Source organism: Coleofasciculus sp. H7-1, from assembly GCF_057473865.1.
In genome coordinates, this window is sequence record NZ_JBYCCT010000034.1 from 17,283 (window position 1) to 31,330 (window position 14,048).

The following is a 14,048-nucleotide window of genomic DNA, read 5'->3' on the forward strand; positions in this document are numbered from 1 at the left end:
TCCTTAATGAGAGGAGAACACTGAAAATAAATATAGTCTTGTTGAAAATATATGTCAATACTGTTGCAAGTAATTCTCAATAGAAAAAACCAAGCTGGTTGGAACTGGGCGCTTTTCGTGACCCGACAAATGCTTTTGGCATTGGGTTTGGCGACAAAGAAACCGAACCCACAATCAATCTGGGTTTCCAGACATCCCAGGAGGTTCTATGATAGGTCAGGTCTTTGAGCTAGCATCTGATCAAAATAGCAACTATGACTCTCCAACTGCGTGTCTATGTTCCTCCCCATCCACTGATTAAACACTGGCTGGCTGTTGCTCGTGATGCGGCGACGCCATCGGTGTTGTTTAAAAGCGCGATGACGGAACTGGGACGCTGGCTGACTTATGAGGCAATTCGAGAATGGTTGCCTACGATAGAAACAACCGTACAGACGCCACTGGCTGAATGTCCTGCTACATTTATCAATCCAGAGGTGCCGCTGGTTGTGGTGCCGATTTTACGGGCAGGATTGGGGTTATTAGACGGGGCGCAGACGTTGCTGCCTTTGGCGTCCATTTACCATATCGGTTTGGTGCGGGATGAGAAAACCCTGGAAGTTAGCTGTTATCTGAATAAATTGCCGGAACGGCTTGACCCTCAAACGCGGGTTTTAATTTGTGACCCGATGCTAGCGACGGGTGGAACCATGATGAGGGCGATCGCCGAACTGACTCAGCGAGGCGTTGACCCAGCTTTAACGCGGATTATTTCGGTTGTAGCAGCGCCACCCGCCCTGCAACAGCTTTCTGTAGCGTATCCGGGTTTGATTGTCTATACGGCAATGATTGATGAGGGTTTGAACAGCCACGGGTATATTGTACCGGGATTGGGAGATGCAGGCGATCGCACGTTTGGCACCTGAGGCGATATTCAAAAGATGAGGCATGAAAGATGAAGGACGAACAAAGATTTCTTACTTAGGACGACTGACAACTGAACATCTGACTCCGTAGACTGGTAGGCATCAAGGTCAGCTAAAAGTTAACCTGAAAACAGTTGCAACAAGAAAAAAAACAACGGTAATTTAAGATGAGTCAGCGCGATAGTTTTGGCAGCGGATTTCTGGCTGGAACGATAGTTGGCGGTCTAGTCGGTGGAATTGTCGGGGCGCTGATTGCTTCTGGACGCGCGTCCGAAACTGACACAACTGATGCCTCTCTGCTCAATCCTGGCTCGTCAGAAGCGAAGCCAAGCAAGGGGAAAAAGCGTCAGCTCAAGGATTCAGAGAGTATTGAATTTGCACGGCGAGGCTTAGAGGATAAAATTGCCCAGTTAAATGCGGCAATTGATGAAGTCCGGACTCAGCTAGGCACTGTAAATGGAAAGGGTGCGGAAATAGAGCGGGAGCGATTCTCTTCCCCAGATACAGCACGAATTTCTGAAAGGGGTCGTTCCCTAGGAACATCGCTTAACCAAGATGCCTAAGCTTCAATCCGGTAAATCCGTTAAACTAACTTCAAGTTTCTAGCGTTCACCAATTTTAAAAAGGAACCTTCAACACCGATGAATTCTTCAGCTGAATTACTGATCAATACGATCTCCACCTTTCTGAACATCTATATGTTTATATTGATTGTGCGGATTCTTTTAACTTGGTTTCCCACAGTCAACTGGATGAACCAGATAGCTTCCACCTTGAGTCCAATTACAGACCCTTACCTCAACCTTTTTCGCTCGATTATTCCGCCGCTGGGTGGTCTGGATATCTCCCCGATTTTAGCGATTTTTGTGCTGCAAATTCTGGCTGGATTGTTCTCCAGCATTCAATTCAGTCCTGGTTTTTAGGATACCTTGGATTTTAGATTTAGATTTTGGAGCGAATCTATAATCTAAAATCCTTGCATCAGGTGTTAGCGGCGGACTGTGCCGTTAAATCCGGCGGCTTTGAATTGCTTGAGCTGCAATGGTGTCGGTTGATTTGCAGAAACCGAGATTCTGAGTTCAAAATCGCTGACTCCAGGCGGCACTTCTTCTATTGAACCCAGGCGCGTTCGGTTTTGCATCACCGAGTCGCCATTGGCATCGTAAATGCGACCAAAAATATCGGCGTTGTAGACATATTTACCAGAGTCATTTTGGGCTTTGCCAGTAACAATATAGCAACTAGCGGCTCTGGAAGCGCCGGTACTCATAACCGCCCCATCTGCTAGCTCAGGTGGGCAGTCATGGTAGGAAATTTCAGACAGTTTAATCTGTGTCAATGCCAAAGCGGGAGGAGTAAACAGCAAGTTCACGACTCCGATGAGGCAGGAGATGAAAAAAATAGACACGGCTCGAAATCGCATAAACCGCACCATGACTTCAGGTTTTTTGGGAACTTCACCCCTCAGCTTACCGCGAATCTAGTCAAACAGGAGCTTCGAGGTGTCTTGACAATTCTGCGATAATAGGTGATCGCCCTTAATGAGCGCTCTAAGTCTGGGCATTACCACTCAGAATCACCGAGATAGCTCTGCTGTGTGGCGATCTACTCCAAGGAAGGGATTGATCGTGACCCCATCTGAGATTGAAGCCGCACTGCAAGCAGCATTTAGTCAATGTGAGGAGGCTGTGTGTCCTCTAAGTGACAGGCAGAAACAAATTTTGCTGCAAGTTGTAGTCAAGGAACTGCTGGGTGCCCAAAAGGAGAATCCGGCGAGTGGTGATGAAAATGCCGATGGTGCGAATCCTCTAGAGGAACTGACACCAGAACAAATCCAAGCTTTACTGCAATTTGTCAAGGAACAAGAAAGACAAAATCGCTCTTGGAAAATTACATTACTGAATGACTGGCTGAATAGTCAAGATTCTGGAGCGATGCAATTTCTACGCGATCGCTATGGCTTTGGGTGGCTTTATCGCATTCAGCCGGTTCATCTGGCTGAGTATTATGAGCGGGAGGGCAAGCAAGGGTTAAAGCTAAAAGTGGGCGATCGCATTGAGGTTTCTAATGGTCTGTGGGAGTGGGTGCAAGAAAACGGCCCCTGTAGCCGCGAATGGTTTCCCTGTATAGTAGTTGGGGTTTACGAGATAACAGAGGGCGATCGCTCTCATACCAATTGCATTATCCGCTTTGAGAATGGCAGCGAGTATGAGATTCAAGGCATTTACGAATGGAATCGTTTTAACTGGCAATGGCCCAAAAATTAGAGATTCCGATTCGTGTAAACATTGACTGCAAACTCATCCAGAATCGTTGTGCCCGATAGCTGCTGCGTTGTCGCTAGCTGGTAACGAGATTTCAAAACTCGCTGGATTTCCTGTTGAATTTGCTGTTTTTCAGCCTCCGTTTTGGGAGCCTTATTCACAGGACGGGCGCTGTTTAACCAGAGAATGCGAGGATATTGCGCTGCTTGTCCGCTTGTCAGAACTTTTTCTAAAGCAGGCGCAAGGTCGGCAGGATGCTGTGCTAATAGCTGAACTGGGGCAGTGGGAGGAAGGTAATAAGCCAAACGCAGAATGTGACCCCAAGCGCGGGAGTTCATCGCGATTAAAGTTGGCGTTGTGGGTTCCTGTTGAATCAAATCTGCTATCTGATGGAACATCAAGCGGTTTCTAGTGCTGAAGTCACCGATGCTAATGCTCAGATACAACAGCAGCAAACCCACTGCTGCCACTCCGCGCCAGCGCCCCGCCGCCCGTTCCAGCCATAAAGCGATTAATAGCAAGCATCCGGGCAGAATAAAAATCAGTGCCCTGCCGCCGCCAAAGCCAATGGTGTACTTGCCGGTGAGGATATCCACCGCAAATGCGATGAACAGGGGCAGAATTCCCAGTGACAAAGCCATGAGCAAGGTGCGACGCTCTGCTTGCCGCCACAAGCTAAGGGTACACCCCACTAGCAACAAAATTATCAGGCAGCCTGCCACAGTGGCGATCGCCATTTCCGCTGGAGTTTTGACAACATCTCCCACCCAATCTCCCAATAACAAGTGACTGCTCAACGTTTGGGTAACGTCTGCGAAATGATTTCCTTTGGAAAACTGATTCCCCACTTCACCCAGACGCCCCTGTTTCCGAGTTCCCCAAATAAACCAAGGCATCCACAGCAACACACCCGCCCCCAAACGCAATCCCTGCTGCCACCACCGACGCCGGTCAAAGATGAGGACAAAGATGCCAAGGGCGATCGCCCAGTAGACAAAAAGATACTGCGTCAGCAGTCCAGCGGCGATTGAAACAATCAGAATAGCGCTCCAGAGAATCAAGGAGCGGTTGCTGGGATGATGGGGTGATGGCGTGGGGTCTGGTTCAATTTCTCCCTCAGAGGCTCGGACACTCTCTCTTGCTCCTTTTGCCTCAACCAGATGTAGCATTGCCCAGGTGCTGAGAATCGTCCACAAAATCAGCGGGCCATACATCCGGGCGTTCAAAGAATGGAATAAATAGAAAGGATTTGTACCGAGTAAGGCGGCGAAGATCAGTCCGCCGCGATGTCCCATCACAAACCGTCCCAATCCGTAAGCGCCGCCAATCGCACCTACACTCAGCAACGCGCCCAGACTTCGTAAGGCAGCTTCGCTATTGCCAAATAGCTGTAGCCAGAAGTGCAGGCTCAAATAAGAAAGCGGTGGATGGACATCGCCCAGGATACCTTTGTAGACATCTTTGAGCGTTCCTACCAAATTACCTGGGGGTAGGCTCAATAAAGCTGTGTAGTCGCGCAGGTTGACGGGTTGCGCTCCCGGAGCTTGATAGTCAACCGCGTGACCGTTGGCGAGGATCAGGGATAAAACTTCGTCGTACCAAAATTCTCGGCTGCCCAGGTAGATAATTCTTAACAAAACTGCGATCGCGATCGCGCCCAGGAGCAACATCTCCAGCGACAACCAGCGCCGCGATGACTTAGGAACTGTGAAGCTTCGGCTCATAATATTGACGAAATTAGAATTTAGGTTAAAGTGCAGTCAAGTTAGGTGAAACTTGACATATATTAGCTTGTCTTTGTTTTTTTATGTCCTTAGATATTGACCCAGTAGAACTCTCTGTGGTAGTGCCGCTTTACAACGAGGAGGACAATATTGACTACTTGTTTGAGCGACTCCTATCGGTGCTGGAAACCATGAAGACGACCTACGAGATTGTTTGTGTCAATGATGGCAGTAAGGACAGTACCCTGGAGTGTCTAATTGAGCATCATCATCGTAACCCAGTGATTAAAGTCGTCAACTTGTCCCGCAACTTTGGCAAAGAAGTCGCCCTCAGTGCCGGACTCGACTATGCTGTGGGTGCTGCCGTAGTCCCGATTGATGCCGACTTGCAAGATCCGCCAGAGTTAATTAAGGAACTGGTAGACAAATGGCGCGAAGGCTATGATGTCGTTTATGCGACTAGGCGATCGCGTGATGAAGGTTGGCTGAAAAACTCTACAGCCAACGCTTTCTATCAGATAATTGGTAAGATGAGTCGCGTCCCCATCCCCCGCAATACCGGAGACTTTCGGTTGCTCGATCGGCGTGTGGTAGAAGCCATCAAGCTACTGCCAGAACGAACCCGATTTATGAAAGGACTATTTGCTTGGGTGGGTTTCAAGCAAACCTCTGTTTTATTTGATCGTCCCCCACGTTATAAGGGAACTACGACGTGGAATTATTGGCGTCTTTGGAACTTTGCCCTAGATGGGATTACTTCCTTTAGTTTTCTCCCTTTGAAAGTATGGAGTTACGTGGGCGTTACGATATCTTTTGTGTCATTTGTTTACGCTACCTTTTTATTAATTCGTACTTTAATTTATGGGATTGATGTTCCAGGTTATGCTTCCATAATGGTGGCGGTGTTATTTCTGGGGGGCATCCAGCTAGTGACATTGGGGATCATTGGCGAGTATCTCGGTCGTGTCTATGAAGAAGTCAAAGGACGCCCACTTTATTTGGTGCGTGAAGCTTATGGTTTCAGAAGTCAGCAGTCAGCAGTTAGCAGTCAAGAGTCTTTAGTGATATCCGAAGAAGTAATGACTAAGGACTAATAATTAATGGCTATAGCAATCCTATTTGATTTGTAATATATTTTTTTTGACGAACCGCCTTAGCGAAGCCATGCGCGTTAGCGCTTTAGACGCCGAGAACGCCAAGGAAGAGAAAGAAGAGAATTTTAGGAATCACTTAGGATTGCTATAAAAACCAAGGAGTTTTTTGTTGAACGTTAAAAGCGGTATTTTTCTACTTACTGCCGTCTGCATTGTAGCGACGGGACTCGCAGTATATTTTTTGGGAGGCATCGATCCAGCTCAACTCCAAACATGGCTGAATAAAGCTGGCATCTGGGCACCGATTATTTATATCGTTTTCTACAGCGTGGCGACACTGTTAATCTTGCCTTCAACAGCGCTAAATCTCACCAGCGGCGCGATTTTTGGCCCTTGGTTGGGGACGCTTTGGACGAGTATTGCCGCCGTGATTGCTGCTGTGGTGGCTTTTGCCTTTACCCGCACTGTGGGGCGTGAATTTGTCGCCCAAAAGCTGTCTGGACGCTTGCAAGCGATTGATGCGGAGATGATTCAGGGTGGCTTATTCTATATGTTTGCCATCCGCCTACAACCAGTTATTCCTTACGGCTTAGTTAACTTTGCCGCTGGTTTGACTTCAATTCGCTTTCGGGATTATCTGTTAGGAACTATTCTCGGAACCATTCCGGGAGTGTTGCCATTTGTAATGTTAGGTAGTTACGGCTTACGGGCGCTAAAAACGGGTGATTTCTTGCCCTTAATTGGTGCCTTGCTATTAATTGCGATGCTGATTGGGGGTGCGACTTGGTATCGTCGCCGCCGCCGCGATCCTCGAAAAGCTTTAGAAGAGATTGAGCAGAAGCACCTTAACAATCCCACAAATAAAGAAGACGAGTAGCGATCGCATTCAGATTAACCCTATCTATATACCAATCCTGGCATCAATTGTAAAATCCTCTTCTTTCTCTTCCTTGGCGCTCTTGGCGTTCTTGGCGGTTCGTAAAAAAATCTCTTACTAATCAGGAACATTCAACGAGTGCGATGACCTAAAAGTGCCGTAGGGGCACGAGGTACAATATCTGGATTAAATCCCCCCACTTGGTTAGTCCGAATTACCCACAAAGTGGCACCATTTTTCAACAAAATAGTGGCAATTTCATCATGCGCCCGTCGCGGTAACATAGTTCGCCAAGTTGTTGCTGCCTTAAGGATAGTGGTAATCGTGCCGTCCGCTGTCCTAGTTCCTGCTAAATTCTCAGCGTTTTCTTGCCAATCGGAACGAATAATTCCTAAAGGTGCTAATTGCTTTTCAAGCGATCGCCCTAGTTTCACGAGTTGCTGAAATCGTAAGGTTTGGGCGTCTGTGGGATGACGCCGCAACCACTCTTGAATCCGGGGATTGGACGCCACCTGTTTCTCTACCTGCTTAATCGTCACAAAAAGCGCTTGGTTAGCATCTTGTACGCAAGAAGTGGAGGGTGTCACCACTGAACTACCCGTTCCATCCCCAATCCGGTAGCGTGCCATCATGATATCCAACTGGCGCATAAATTCCTTCATGGGTGACAGTTGGATGCCATCAAAATTATAATCTTGCGTCACAGCATCTAGCTTGACAATCACATCGGATACAGGTCGATTTCCCAGCCAACCCCGCTGCAAATCTCCCATGTAAGTAGACCATTTCATTGTCCCAGCAATAATGCCATCGGGATTATGGGCGTAAACTTGTCGGTACTCGATGTCAAAGCGTAACTCATTCGTGAAGCGATCGCGCACGACAGTCGCAATTCCATAAGCAAAGTGTCCCGTAACTACACCCAGCGGTTCGGCTTCGGGTTTTTTACCCCCAATTCCACCGTATGTATGAAGGACAATTGCTTTATCTCCCTCACGCCATTTCGATACCGCCTGGTCAAATTGTTGACTTTTTGGATCGAGTAAAACTATCTTGGCGGTTCCTTTTTGACTTTCAGTATCTTTCCAAAGTTCTTTTTTGATATAGGAAATAGCAGATTTCTGATTTAACCGCACTTCATCCGGTTGCAGACGCATCAGGGCGCGGGGTTCAATTGCTTGCGTGACAAACATTCCCTCGGCATCTTTTGTCCCATAAATGTACCAGCCTGTTGGATTGAGAGGAGAATTTTCAATTCCTCGATTTGTTGACCGAGTAATCCCGTTGCGATCAGATGGCACTTGAGGAATGCGAATCGTTTCTAAAAGACCATCGAATTGTTTTGATTTTTTATTAAAGTGACGCACAACAAAGCGACCCTCTGAAGGAGATGCTGCGCTAACGCTGTCTGCTTTTTCCCGTTTAATAATCGTAACTAAAGCATAAATGCGACCCGTAATTTGTACAGGTTCTTGGGCAATCATCAGAGATGGACGTTCTTTTTTGTTGCTGGTGACAACACTTGGGTTTTTGAGTTCCACAATGACATCATCTTGAGGTCTCGCCCCAGCCAGGGACTCTAAGGGATCAACATTTTGCCAGTTGTTTAATCGGTCGGGATGCAAATTTCCAGTTTTTTTACTGTCCTCAGTTGCCTGAATAAATTTGACATTTTGCGTTACAGCCCGGACAAATTTTTGCACTTCTGAGTCCCGGCTCCACTCTAAATTTACAATCTTTCCTACTAGATTCTGATGAGCGGTATCGGCATTGTAAACTTCAAAAAGTACCGATCTTTTGGGCTGTCGCTGCTCTTTGGGTAGCAATATCAGACGTCCCGTCCACACGCTAACGGGTTGATAAACACTGGATGAGATAGTTTGATTAGAAGGATAAAAACTGGGTTGATTGAATTGACTTTTGAGATATATCTCATAATTTGATAAATTGTGTTTATTAGCAGATTTTTTTAATGTATAATAAATAAAAATACCTGAACCCAAAAGCAGCAAACTCAGGCTAACTATAATTGTTAAAAACACCCGTTTAAATCGTTTAAATTTAATCAAAATTTAATTATAAATATATAATTATTGGCAGTTCTAAGCTAGATTCATCAGACAAAAAAGAAGGATGAAGTTTGAAATTCCGGCTGACAGTCTTAGCAAAGCACTTTTTCTGTCACCTTCAATCTTTTTCATCCTTCATCCTTTATCTTGTGCCTTTAGAAATGAGCCTGTGGCCCTGCCCAAGAATGGGTAATCGTTTGACCAAAAATGAGGGGTTGATCCTCAATTGCGGCTACGGTTTGACCATTCAAATCAACAGCCCACAAAGGCCACTCTTCCTCGCCCAATTCGCCTGCTCGAAACAGAACTTGGTCGGGATTAGTGTGACTCCAGCCTAACAACACCGCGTTGGTGTAATCATCGCGGTTAGGAGAGAGAGTCGTAGTGCGATTCTGCTGACGATCCCAAACAACGGCATAGTCAGAAGCATCGGACGTGCTAAACAAACCTTCAAATTGCCGTGCTAAGACGCGATCGCCCTTCGCCGACCACGAAATGGGGATCAAGATGGCGATGATCCCCGGCATATCCGCTTCTTCGTTACTGACAAAGGGATTGTCAGCCAAAGGAGAAGACGCCGAGATCGTTCGTAAATCCCCTGTCCTCAAATTTTCCACAAACATCACGCTGGAAATGCGGCATTGGTACAACTCCGGCTGCACCTGCAACTGAATCCGGCTGTAAGCAGCGTACTGACCATCCGGAGACACTAAGGAGGGGCTGCGATAATAGCGTAGCCCAGTGCCGCCGTTGGCGGTAACTTCTGCATAAGTGGTCATTACCCAATTCCACGGAACGGGATGAGGGCTATCGAGGGGGTCGATTTGCACTACTGCTTGAGTCATGTCGGGCGCAGCTTCAGATAATTCCTTTCGGGCTTGCGGATATTGCATGGTAGAGGGACCTGCGGTTGTAGACGCAGCCGTGCCAGCTAAGGCAAATGAGCTAGGAGCCATCAGCAGCGCAGCCGCAATAAGCGGAAGGTATGGTTGACTAGAGAACCATACTGAGCGGAAGAGGCGGATGAACATTGATTGGGGGTGGGGTTGCTAAACGGCGTTTCTTGTGTGAGGAGTAACGCCCAAGGAACAGTGCAGCGTCCCTATATCTATATGTATAGCCACAAAACCTGTCAAAAAAAACAAAAGATGTAAAAAAATTTATCATATCTCTATGAATCCGGCTTGATGGGTGAAACACCTTATCGCTCTTGCTATGATATTTTTCCACAAGACGGTCGAAAAGCGATTAAAAATTAATCTAAGGCAAGAAATTTTCTTGAGGGCAGGTTGGCTGATTTCTACATACTTGCCTAGATAGTGGCTGAGGGCTACCTAACAACATCACAACGGCAGTGTAGGGTTATATCCCAAAAGTATTCCCAAACGTCTCTTGGCGCAAGTTGATAATGCGATCGCCCATTTTTATTGCTTCGGACAAAGAAAAAAGCTGAATCGCATTATCGAGTGTTAATCTGTTGTCTGAATAAAAATGGGAAAACGGGTGACAAAACAAGAAGCACCATTTGCCGATAACACTTCCCCTCGCCAATCTACAGGCATTGGGCGGTTTTTACTGGTTTTTCTCTGGCGACTGCTGTTGCTGGGGGTGGGAAGTGGCTTGGCGTGGCTGTTCGGTCTCGTCTTGGCAGGTGTCTTTCCCGACCTGACTCCAGATGTGCCCCTAGTTGTGAAAGTGCTGCGCCGCGCCAAATCTGAGACATCAACCTCCTCTACTTTTAAGCCGTCGCCTGTCACAAGTGCCAGTCCGCCAGTAGAACTGAGTGCGGATCAAAGACGGCAACTGCAAGCAGAACTGCAACAGTTACAGGCGGATTTACAGGCACTGCGCGATCGCACGACCAAGCTGGAAACCCAAATTGGTCGCCAGAGTTCCACCGAACCCCTAGCCGCGCGGCTACAAGAAATCTCTCAGCAACTTCAAGGCGATCGCGTTCCCAATCCCAATCAACTTACTGCCGCTTCTAGGGTTTCTTTACCATCGGATGCCTTGAAAGTCACTCTGCCTAGCGACTTATTGTTTAAAGACAGCGATAGCGTTCTGTTGCCACAGGCACCCGCGATTTTGGATAATGTCATCGCCGATTTACGTAACTACCCAGGTGCCACAATTCAAATTGCCGCCCACACCGATGACATTGGTGAAGCCACGGACAATCGAGAACTGTCGTTCCGACGCGCCCAAGCTGCTGAACAATATTTATTCACTGCTTTGGAGAAAAAATACCACATGATTGTTGTTGGTTGCGGCGAAACTTTTCCCTTAGTAGAAAATAATAGCGATATCAACCGACAACGAAACCGCCGTATCGAAATTGCGATTATTAACCCTTAGTTTTTAGTTTGCTAGCTAATGGCTAATGGAAAAATTGCTTTTCAATAAATACCAATTTACCAATCAATACGGTTCGGTTAGAGCGAAGAACACCAAAGTTCGCGTAGGGAATGGTTGAGGTAACGTTACCCAACAAAACATAAGCAAGTGTTGGGTTTCGTTCCTCAACCCAACCTACAATTATTTTTAACCGAACCGTATTGAATTACCAATTACCGTTCCCCAAGGAAATGAAAGTCATATTTTTTGGCACCCCACAATTTGCCGTCCCTACCTTAGAACGGTTACTCGCTAATTCAGAATTTGAAGTTTTAGGCGTTGTTACGCAGCCGGATAAACGCCGGGGACGTGGCAACCAAATGATGCCTTCTCCAGTCAAATCAGTAGCCTTGGCGCATCAGCTACCTGTTTGGCAACCGCAGCGGATTAAAAAAGACGAGGAAACGCTTGCTCAGCTACAACAGACAGATGCGGATGTTTTTGTAGTGGTGGCATACGGACAAATTTTGTCCCAACAAATTCTAGATATGCCCAAATTGGGTTGCATCAATGTACACGGCTCGATCTTACCCAAGTATCGGGGTGCTGCTCCCATCCAGTGGTGTCTCTATCATGGCGAGACAGAAACGGGGATCGCAACGATGCTGATGGATGCGGGGATGGATACGGGTGCGGTGCTGCTAAAAGCTGATACGCCGATTGGACTGTTGGACAATGCTCAAGATTTGGCGCAAAAGCTTTCTGAATTGGGGGCAGATTTATTGGTGGAAACCCTCCTGAAGCTGGAACGCCAGGAAATTGAACCGATCCCCCAAGATGAATCGCAGGCGACTTATGCGCCGCTGATTAAAAAGCCAGATTATTGTCTTGATTGGTCGAAAAGCGCGATCGCATTACATAACCAAGTCAGGGGATTTTTCCCGGATTGTGTGGCGACATTTCGGGGGAATTCTCTCAAAATCAGCGCGACTGCCCCTCTGGGATCGGCTTACTGGCAAATAGTCCCAGAATTAAAGGCGCTATCGGATTGGTCTTCCTTGTCCTCTGGTTCGGGACATCCAGGCGAAGTCGTGAGCATTGCCAAAGGATTTGGCCCGATTGTTCAAACTGGCGATGGACTGTTGCTGTTGCGAGAAATACAGATGGCTGGAAAGCGCCCTCAGTCTGGTTGGGACTTTGCCAATGGGACTCGCTTAACAGTGGGGGAGAAATTGGAGAGTTTTGAGATTTGAGTTGTAAAAGACTTGCAGCGATCGCCTCTGAATTCTGAATTTTGTTGGTAACAAAGATCCCTTTCCAACTCGTTCTAAAACGGCGTAGGTTTTCCCTTGCAGATCGAGATAGTTACCTGGATGCGGTGTCCAATCCAGATCGACATTGCCAAGGGACTGAAGCGGATGCATCACAATCACCTCGGTGGGTAAAGAGTATGGCTCCCTAAACAACAGATGTGTTCCTAACTACATCTTCAAAGTATCGCAGTTAGTCATCATGAAACTTTCAGTGGATGCAATGTCAAAATCAAGGAAGACAAAACTTTTCAATGACGGCTGATGAAGCGAATCGGCGTTGAAACGGTTGAAGTGCGATCGCTTCTTTTGTAATTCCAGGACTTACGCAAAGCTTATACATATAGTGTTTTGTAGGGGCAATCCCCCTGTGGTTGCCCCAGGTGTGGTGATCTTGCGTAAGTCCTGATCAGTTGGCTTTTGAGCGATAATACTCACCCAATTTCCGCTTCCCTACTGATTGTTACGCCAGCTAGCTTCATTCATGTCTTGCCAGACATCATCAAGTAGCGAGTCTGATGGGTTTTCTTCCTTTTCAGATATTCCTGTGAGATCCAGCTCGTCCGCACCAAAGGCTGATTCTCCTGTGAGATCCAACTCGTCCGCACCGAAGGCTGATTCTCCTGTGAGATCCAGTTCATCGGCATCGAAGGCTGACATTCCTGTGAGATCCAGTTCGTCCGCATCGAAGGATGGTTCCGGTGCCAGTTCCAAATCTTCCGCACCGAAGGCTGACATTCCTGTGAGATCCAGCTCATCGGCATCGAAGGATGGTTCCGGTGCCAGTTCCAAATCTTCCGCACCGAAGGCTGATTCCCCTGTGAGATCCAGTTCATCGGCACCGAAGGCTGATTCCGGTGCTAATTCCAGTTCATCGGCATCGAAGGCTGATTCCCCTGTGAGATCCAGTTCATCGGCATCGAAGGCTAATTCCGGTGCTAATTCCAGTTCATCGGCATCGAAGGCTGATTCCGGTGCTAATTCCAGTTCATCCAAAACCGATTCTGGCACCTCTATTAGAATTAGCTCTTCCTCATAGATTAACGGTGCCTCGGCTCCAACTAACACTTCCTCATCGAAGGCGGCTGGTATCGGTGCCTTTTGTGGCTCATCGTCTTCAATGGTTGAGGGCTGCTGCGTCTGTGGATCTTCCGGGCAAAATTCCAAGCTAAATCTCACTTTTCCTTTTTGCCAGCCATTAGAGCCGAATTTCAGCACTTCGCAAGGAATACCTTGGTCGCTAAACCAGCCATCCTTTTCTTCTGTCCATCCACCTAAACCATATTCCAATTGCGTTCTGATTGCTTCTGCGAATTCACCGACTCTGAACGTGCGGTGCCCAATTAAAATTTGGGAAGACTCATCCACAGAGAGAACTTCACCTTTAACTAGCGAGTCGAACTGATTATCCACAACCATCTCCCCCGGTTGAATTGATAGTTTAAAGAGTTATTCGTTATTGGTGATTGGT

14 protein-coding genes are annotated in these 14,048 nt (G+C 47.2%); 8 read left to right on the plus strand and 6 right to left on the minus strand.

Annotated features, from left to right (window positions below; all coding sequences use genetic code 11):
- Positions 1 to 254 precede the first annotated feature (254 nt).
- The 3 genes from upp (at position 255) to AC2VDX_RS08380 (ending at position 1,828) form a co-directional block, all read left to right on the plus strand.
- On the plus strand, positions 255 to 905 hold the full coding sequence (gene upp / locus AC2VDX_RS08370; protein WP_378171811.1) for a uracil phosphoribosyltransferase: 651 nt from the start codon (positions 255 to 257) through the stop codon (positions 903 to 905).
- A 167-nt stretch (positions 906 to 1,072) separates the two neighbouring features.
- A complete protein-coding gene (locus AC2VDX_RS08375) occupies positions 1,073 to 1,468 on the plus strand; it encodes a ssl2009 family thylakoid membrane protein (RefSeq protein WP_378171809.1) in 396 nt (131 codons plus the stop codon).
- A gap of 78 nt (positions 1,469 to 1,546) precedes the next feature.
- A complete protein-coding gene (locus AC2VDX_RS08380) occupies positions 1,547 to 1,828 on the plus strand; it encodes a YggT family protein (RefSeq protein WP_378171807.1) in 282 nt (93 codons plus the stop codon).
- 65 nt (positions 1,829 to 1,893) lie between these two features.
- Here AC2VDX_RS08380 and AC2VDX_RS08385 read toward each other — a convergent pair whose 3' ends face one another.
- On the minus strand, positions 1,894 to 2,328 hold the full coding sequence (locus tag AC2VDX_RS08385) for a hypothetical protein (RefSeq protein WP_378171839.1): 435 nt from the start codon (positions 2,326 to 2,328) through the stop codon (positions 1,894 to 1,896).
- 205 nt (positions 2,329 to 2,533) lie between these two features.
- Between AC2VDX_RS08385 and AC2VDX_RS08390 the strand changes: the two genes are divergently transcribed.
- Positions 2,534 to 3,172 carry a hypothetical protein gene (locus AC2VDX_RS08390; RefSeq protein ID WP_378171804.1) on the plus strand — a complete coding sequence of 213 codons (639 nt, stop codon included), beginning with the start codon at positions 2,534 to 2,536 and terminating at the stop codon, positions 3,170 to 3,172.
- On the opposite strand, the gene AC2VDX_RS08395 is transcribed toward AC2VDX_RS08390, so the two are convergent.
- Positions 3,169 to 4,893, minus strand: coding sequence for a glycosyltransferase family 39 protein (locus tag AC2VDX_RS08395; protein WP_378171802.1), 1,725 nt, complete (start codon positions 4,891 to 4,893; stop codon positions 3,169 to 3,171). The genes AC2VDX_RS08390 and AC2VDX_RS08395 overlap by 4 nt on opposite strands.
- Positions 4,894 to 4,976: 83 nt before the next feature.
- Between AC2VDX_RS08395 and AC2VDX_RS08400 the strand changes: the two genes are divergently transcribed.
- Together AC2VDX_RS08400 and AC2VDX_RS08405 are read left to right on the plus strand one after the other, a co-directional pair.
- Entirely contained in the window at positions 4,977 to 5,987 is a 1,011-nt protein-coding gene (locus tag AC2VDX_RS08400; RefSeq protein ID WP_378171800.1) for a glycosyltransferase family 2 protein, read from the plus strand.
- A gap of 166 nt (positions 5,988 to 6,153) precedes the next feature.
- Complete coding sequence (locus AC2VDX_RS08405; RefSeq protein WP_378171798.1) at positions 6,154 to 6,864, plus strand: TVP38/TMEM64 family protein; 711 nt, start codon at positions 6,154 to 6,156, stop codon at positions 6,862 to 6,864.
- Between the two features lie 131 nt (positions 6,865 to 6,995).
- On the opposite strand, the gene AC2VDX_RS08410 is transcribed toward AC2VDX_RS08405, so the two are convergent.
- Positions 6,996 to 8,906 (minus strand): abortive infection protein, encoded by a 1,911-nt coding sequence (locus AC2VDX_RS08410; RefSeq protein WP_378171796.1) that lies wholly within the window; start codon positions 8,904 to 8,906, stop codon positions 6,996 to 6,998.
- Positions 8,907 to 9,088: 182 nt separating this feature from the next.
- Positions 9,089 to 9,889: a hypothetical protein gene (locus AC2VDX_RS08415; RefSeq protein ID WP_378171794.1), complete on the minus strand. Its 801-nt coding sequence runs from the start codon at positions 9,887 to 9,889 to the stop codon at positions 9,089 to 9,091.
- Between the two features lie 547 nt (positions 9,890 to 10,436).
- On the opposite strand from AC2VDX_RS08415, the gene AC2VDX_RS08420 reads away from it, so the two are divergent.
- Positions 10,437 to 11,288 carry an OmpA family protein gene (locus AC2VDX_RS08420; RefSeq protein WP_378171792.1) on the plus strand — a complete coding sequence of 284 codons (852 nt, stop codon included), beginning with the start codon at positions 10,437 to 10,439 and terminating at the stop codon, positions 11,286 to 11,288.
- 230 nt (positions 11,289 to 11,518) lie between these two features.
- Entirely contained in the window at positions 11,519 to 12,520 is a 1,002-nt protein-coding gene (fmt, locus tag AC2VDX_RS08425; RefSeq protein ID WP_378171790.1) for a methionyl-tRNA formyltransferase, read from the plus strand.
- Here the strand turns inward: fmt and AC2VDX_RS08430 are convergent.
- Positions 12,482 to 12,733: a hypothetical protein gene (locus tag AC2VDX_RS08430; RefSeq protein ID WP_378171788.1), complete on the minus strand. Its 252-nt coding sequence runs from the start codon at positions 12,731 to 12,733 to the stop codon at positions 12,482 to 12,484. The two genes, fmt and AC2VDX_RS08430, sit on opposite strands and share 39 nt — an antisense overlap.
- Positions 12,734 to 13,030: 297 nt before the next feature.
- Positions 13,031 to 13,990, minus strand: a complete 960-nt coding sequence (locus AC2VDX_RS08435; protein ID WP_378171786.1) for a KGK domain-containing protein — start codon at positions 13,988 to 13,990, stop codon at positions 13,031 to 13,033.
- Positions 13,991 to 14,048 lie beyond the last annotated feature (58 nt).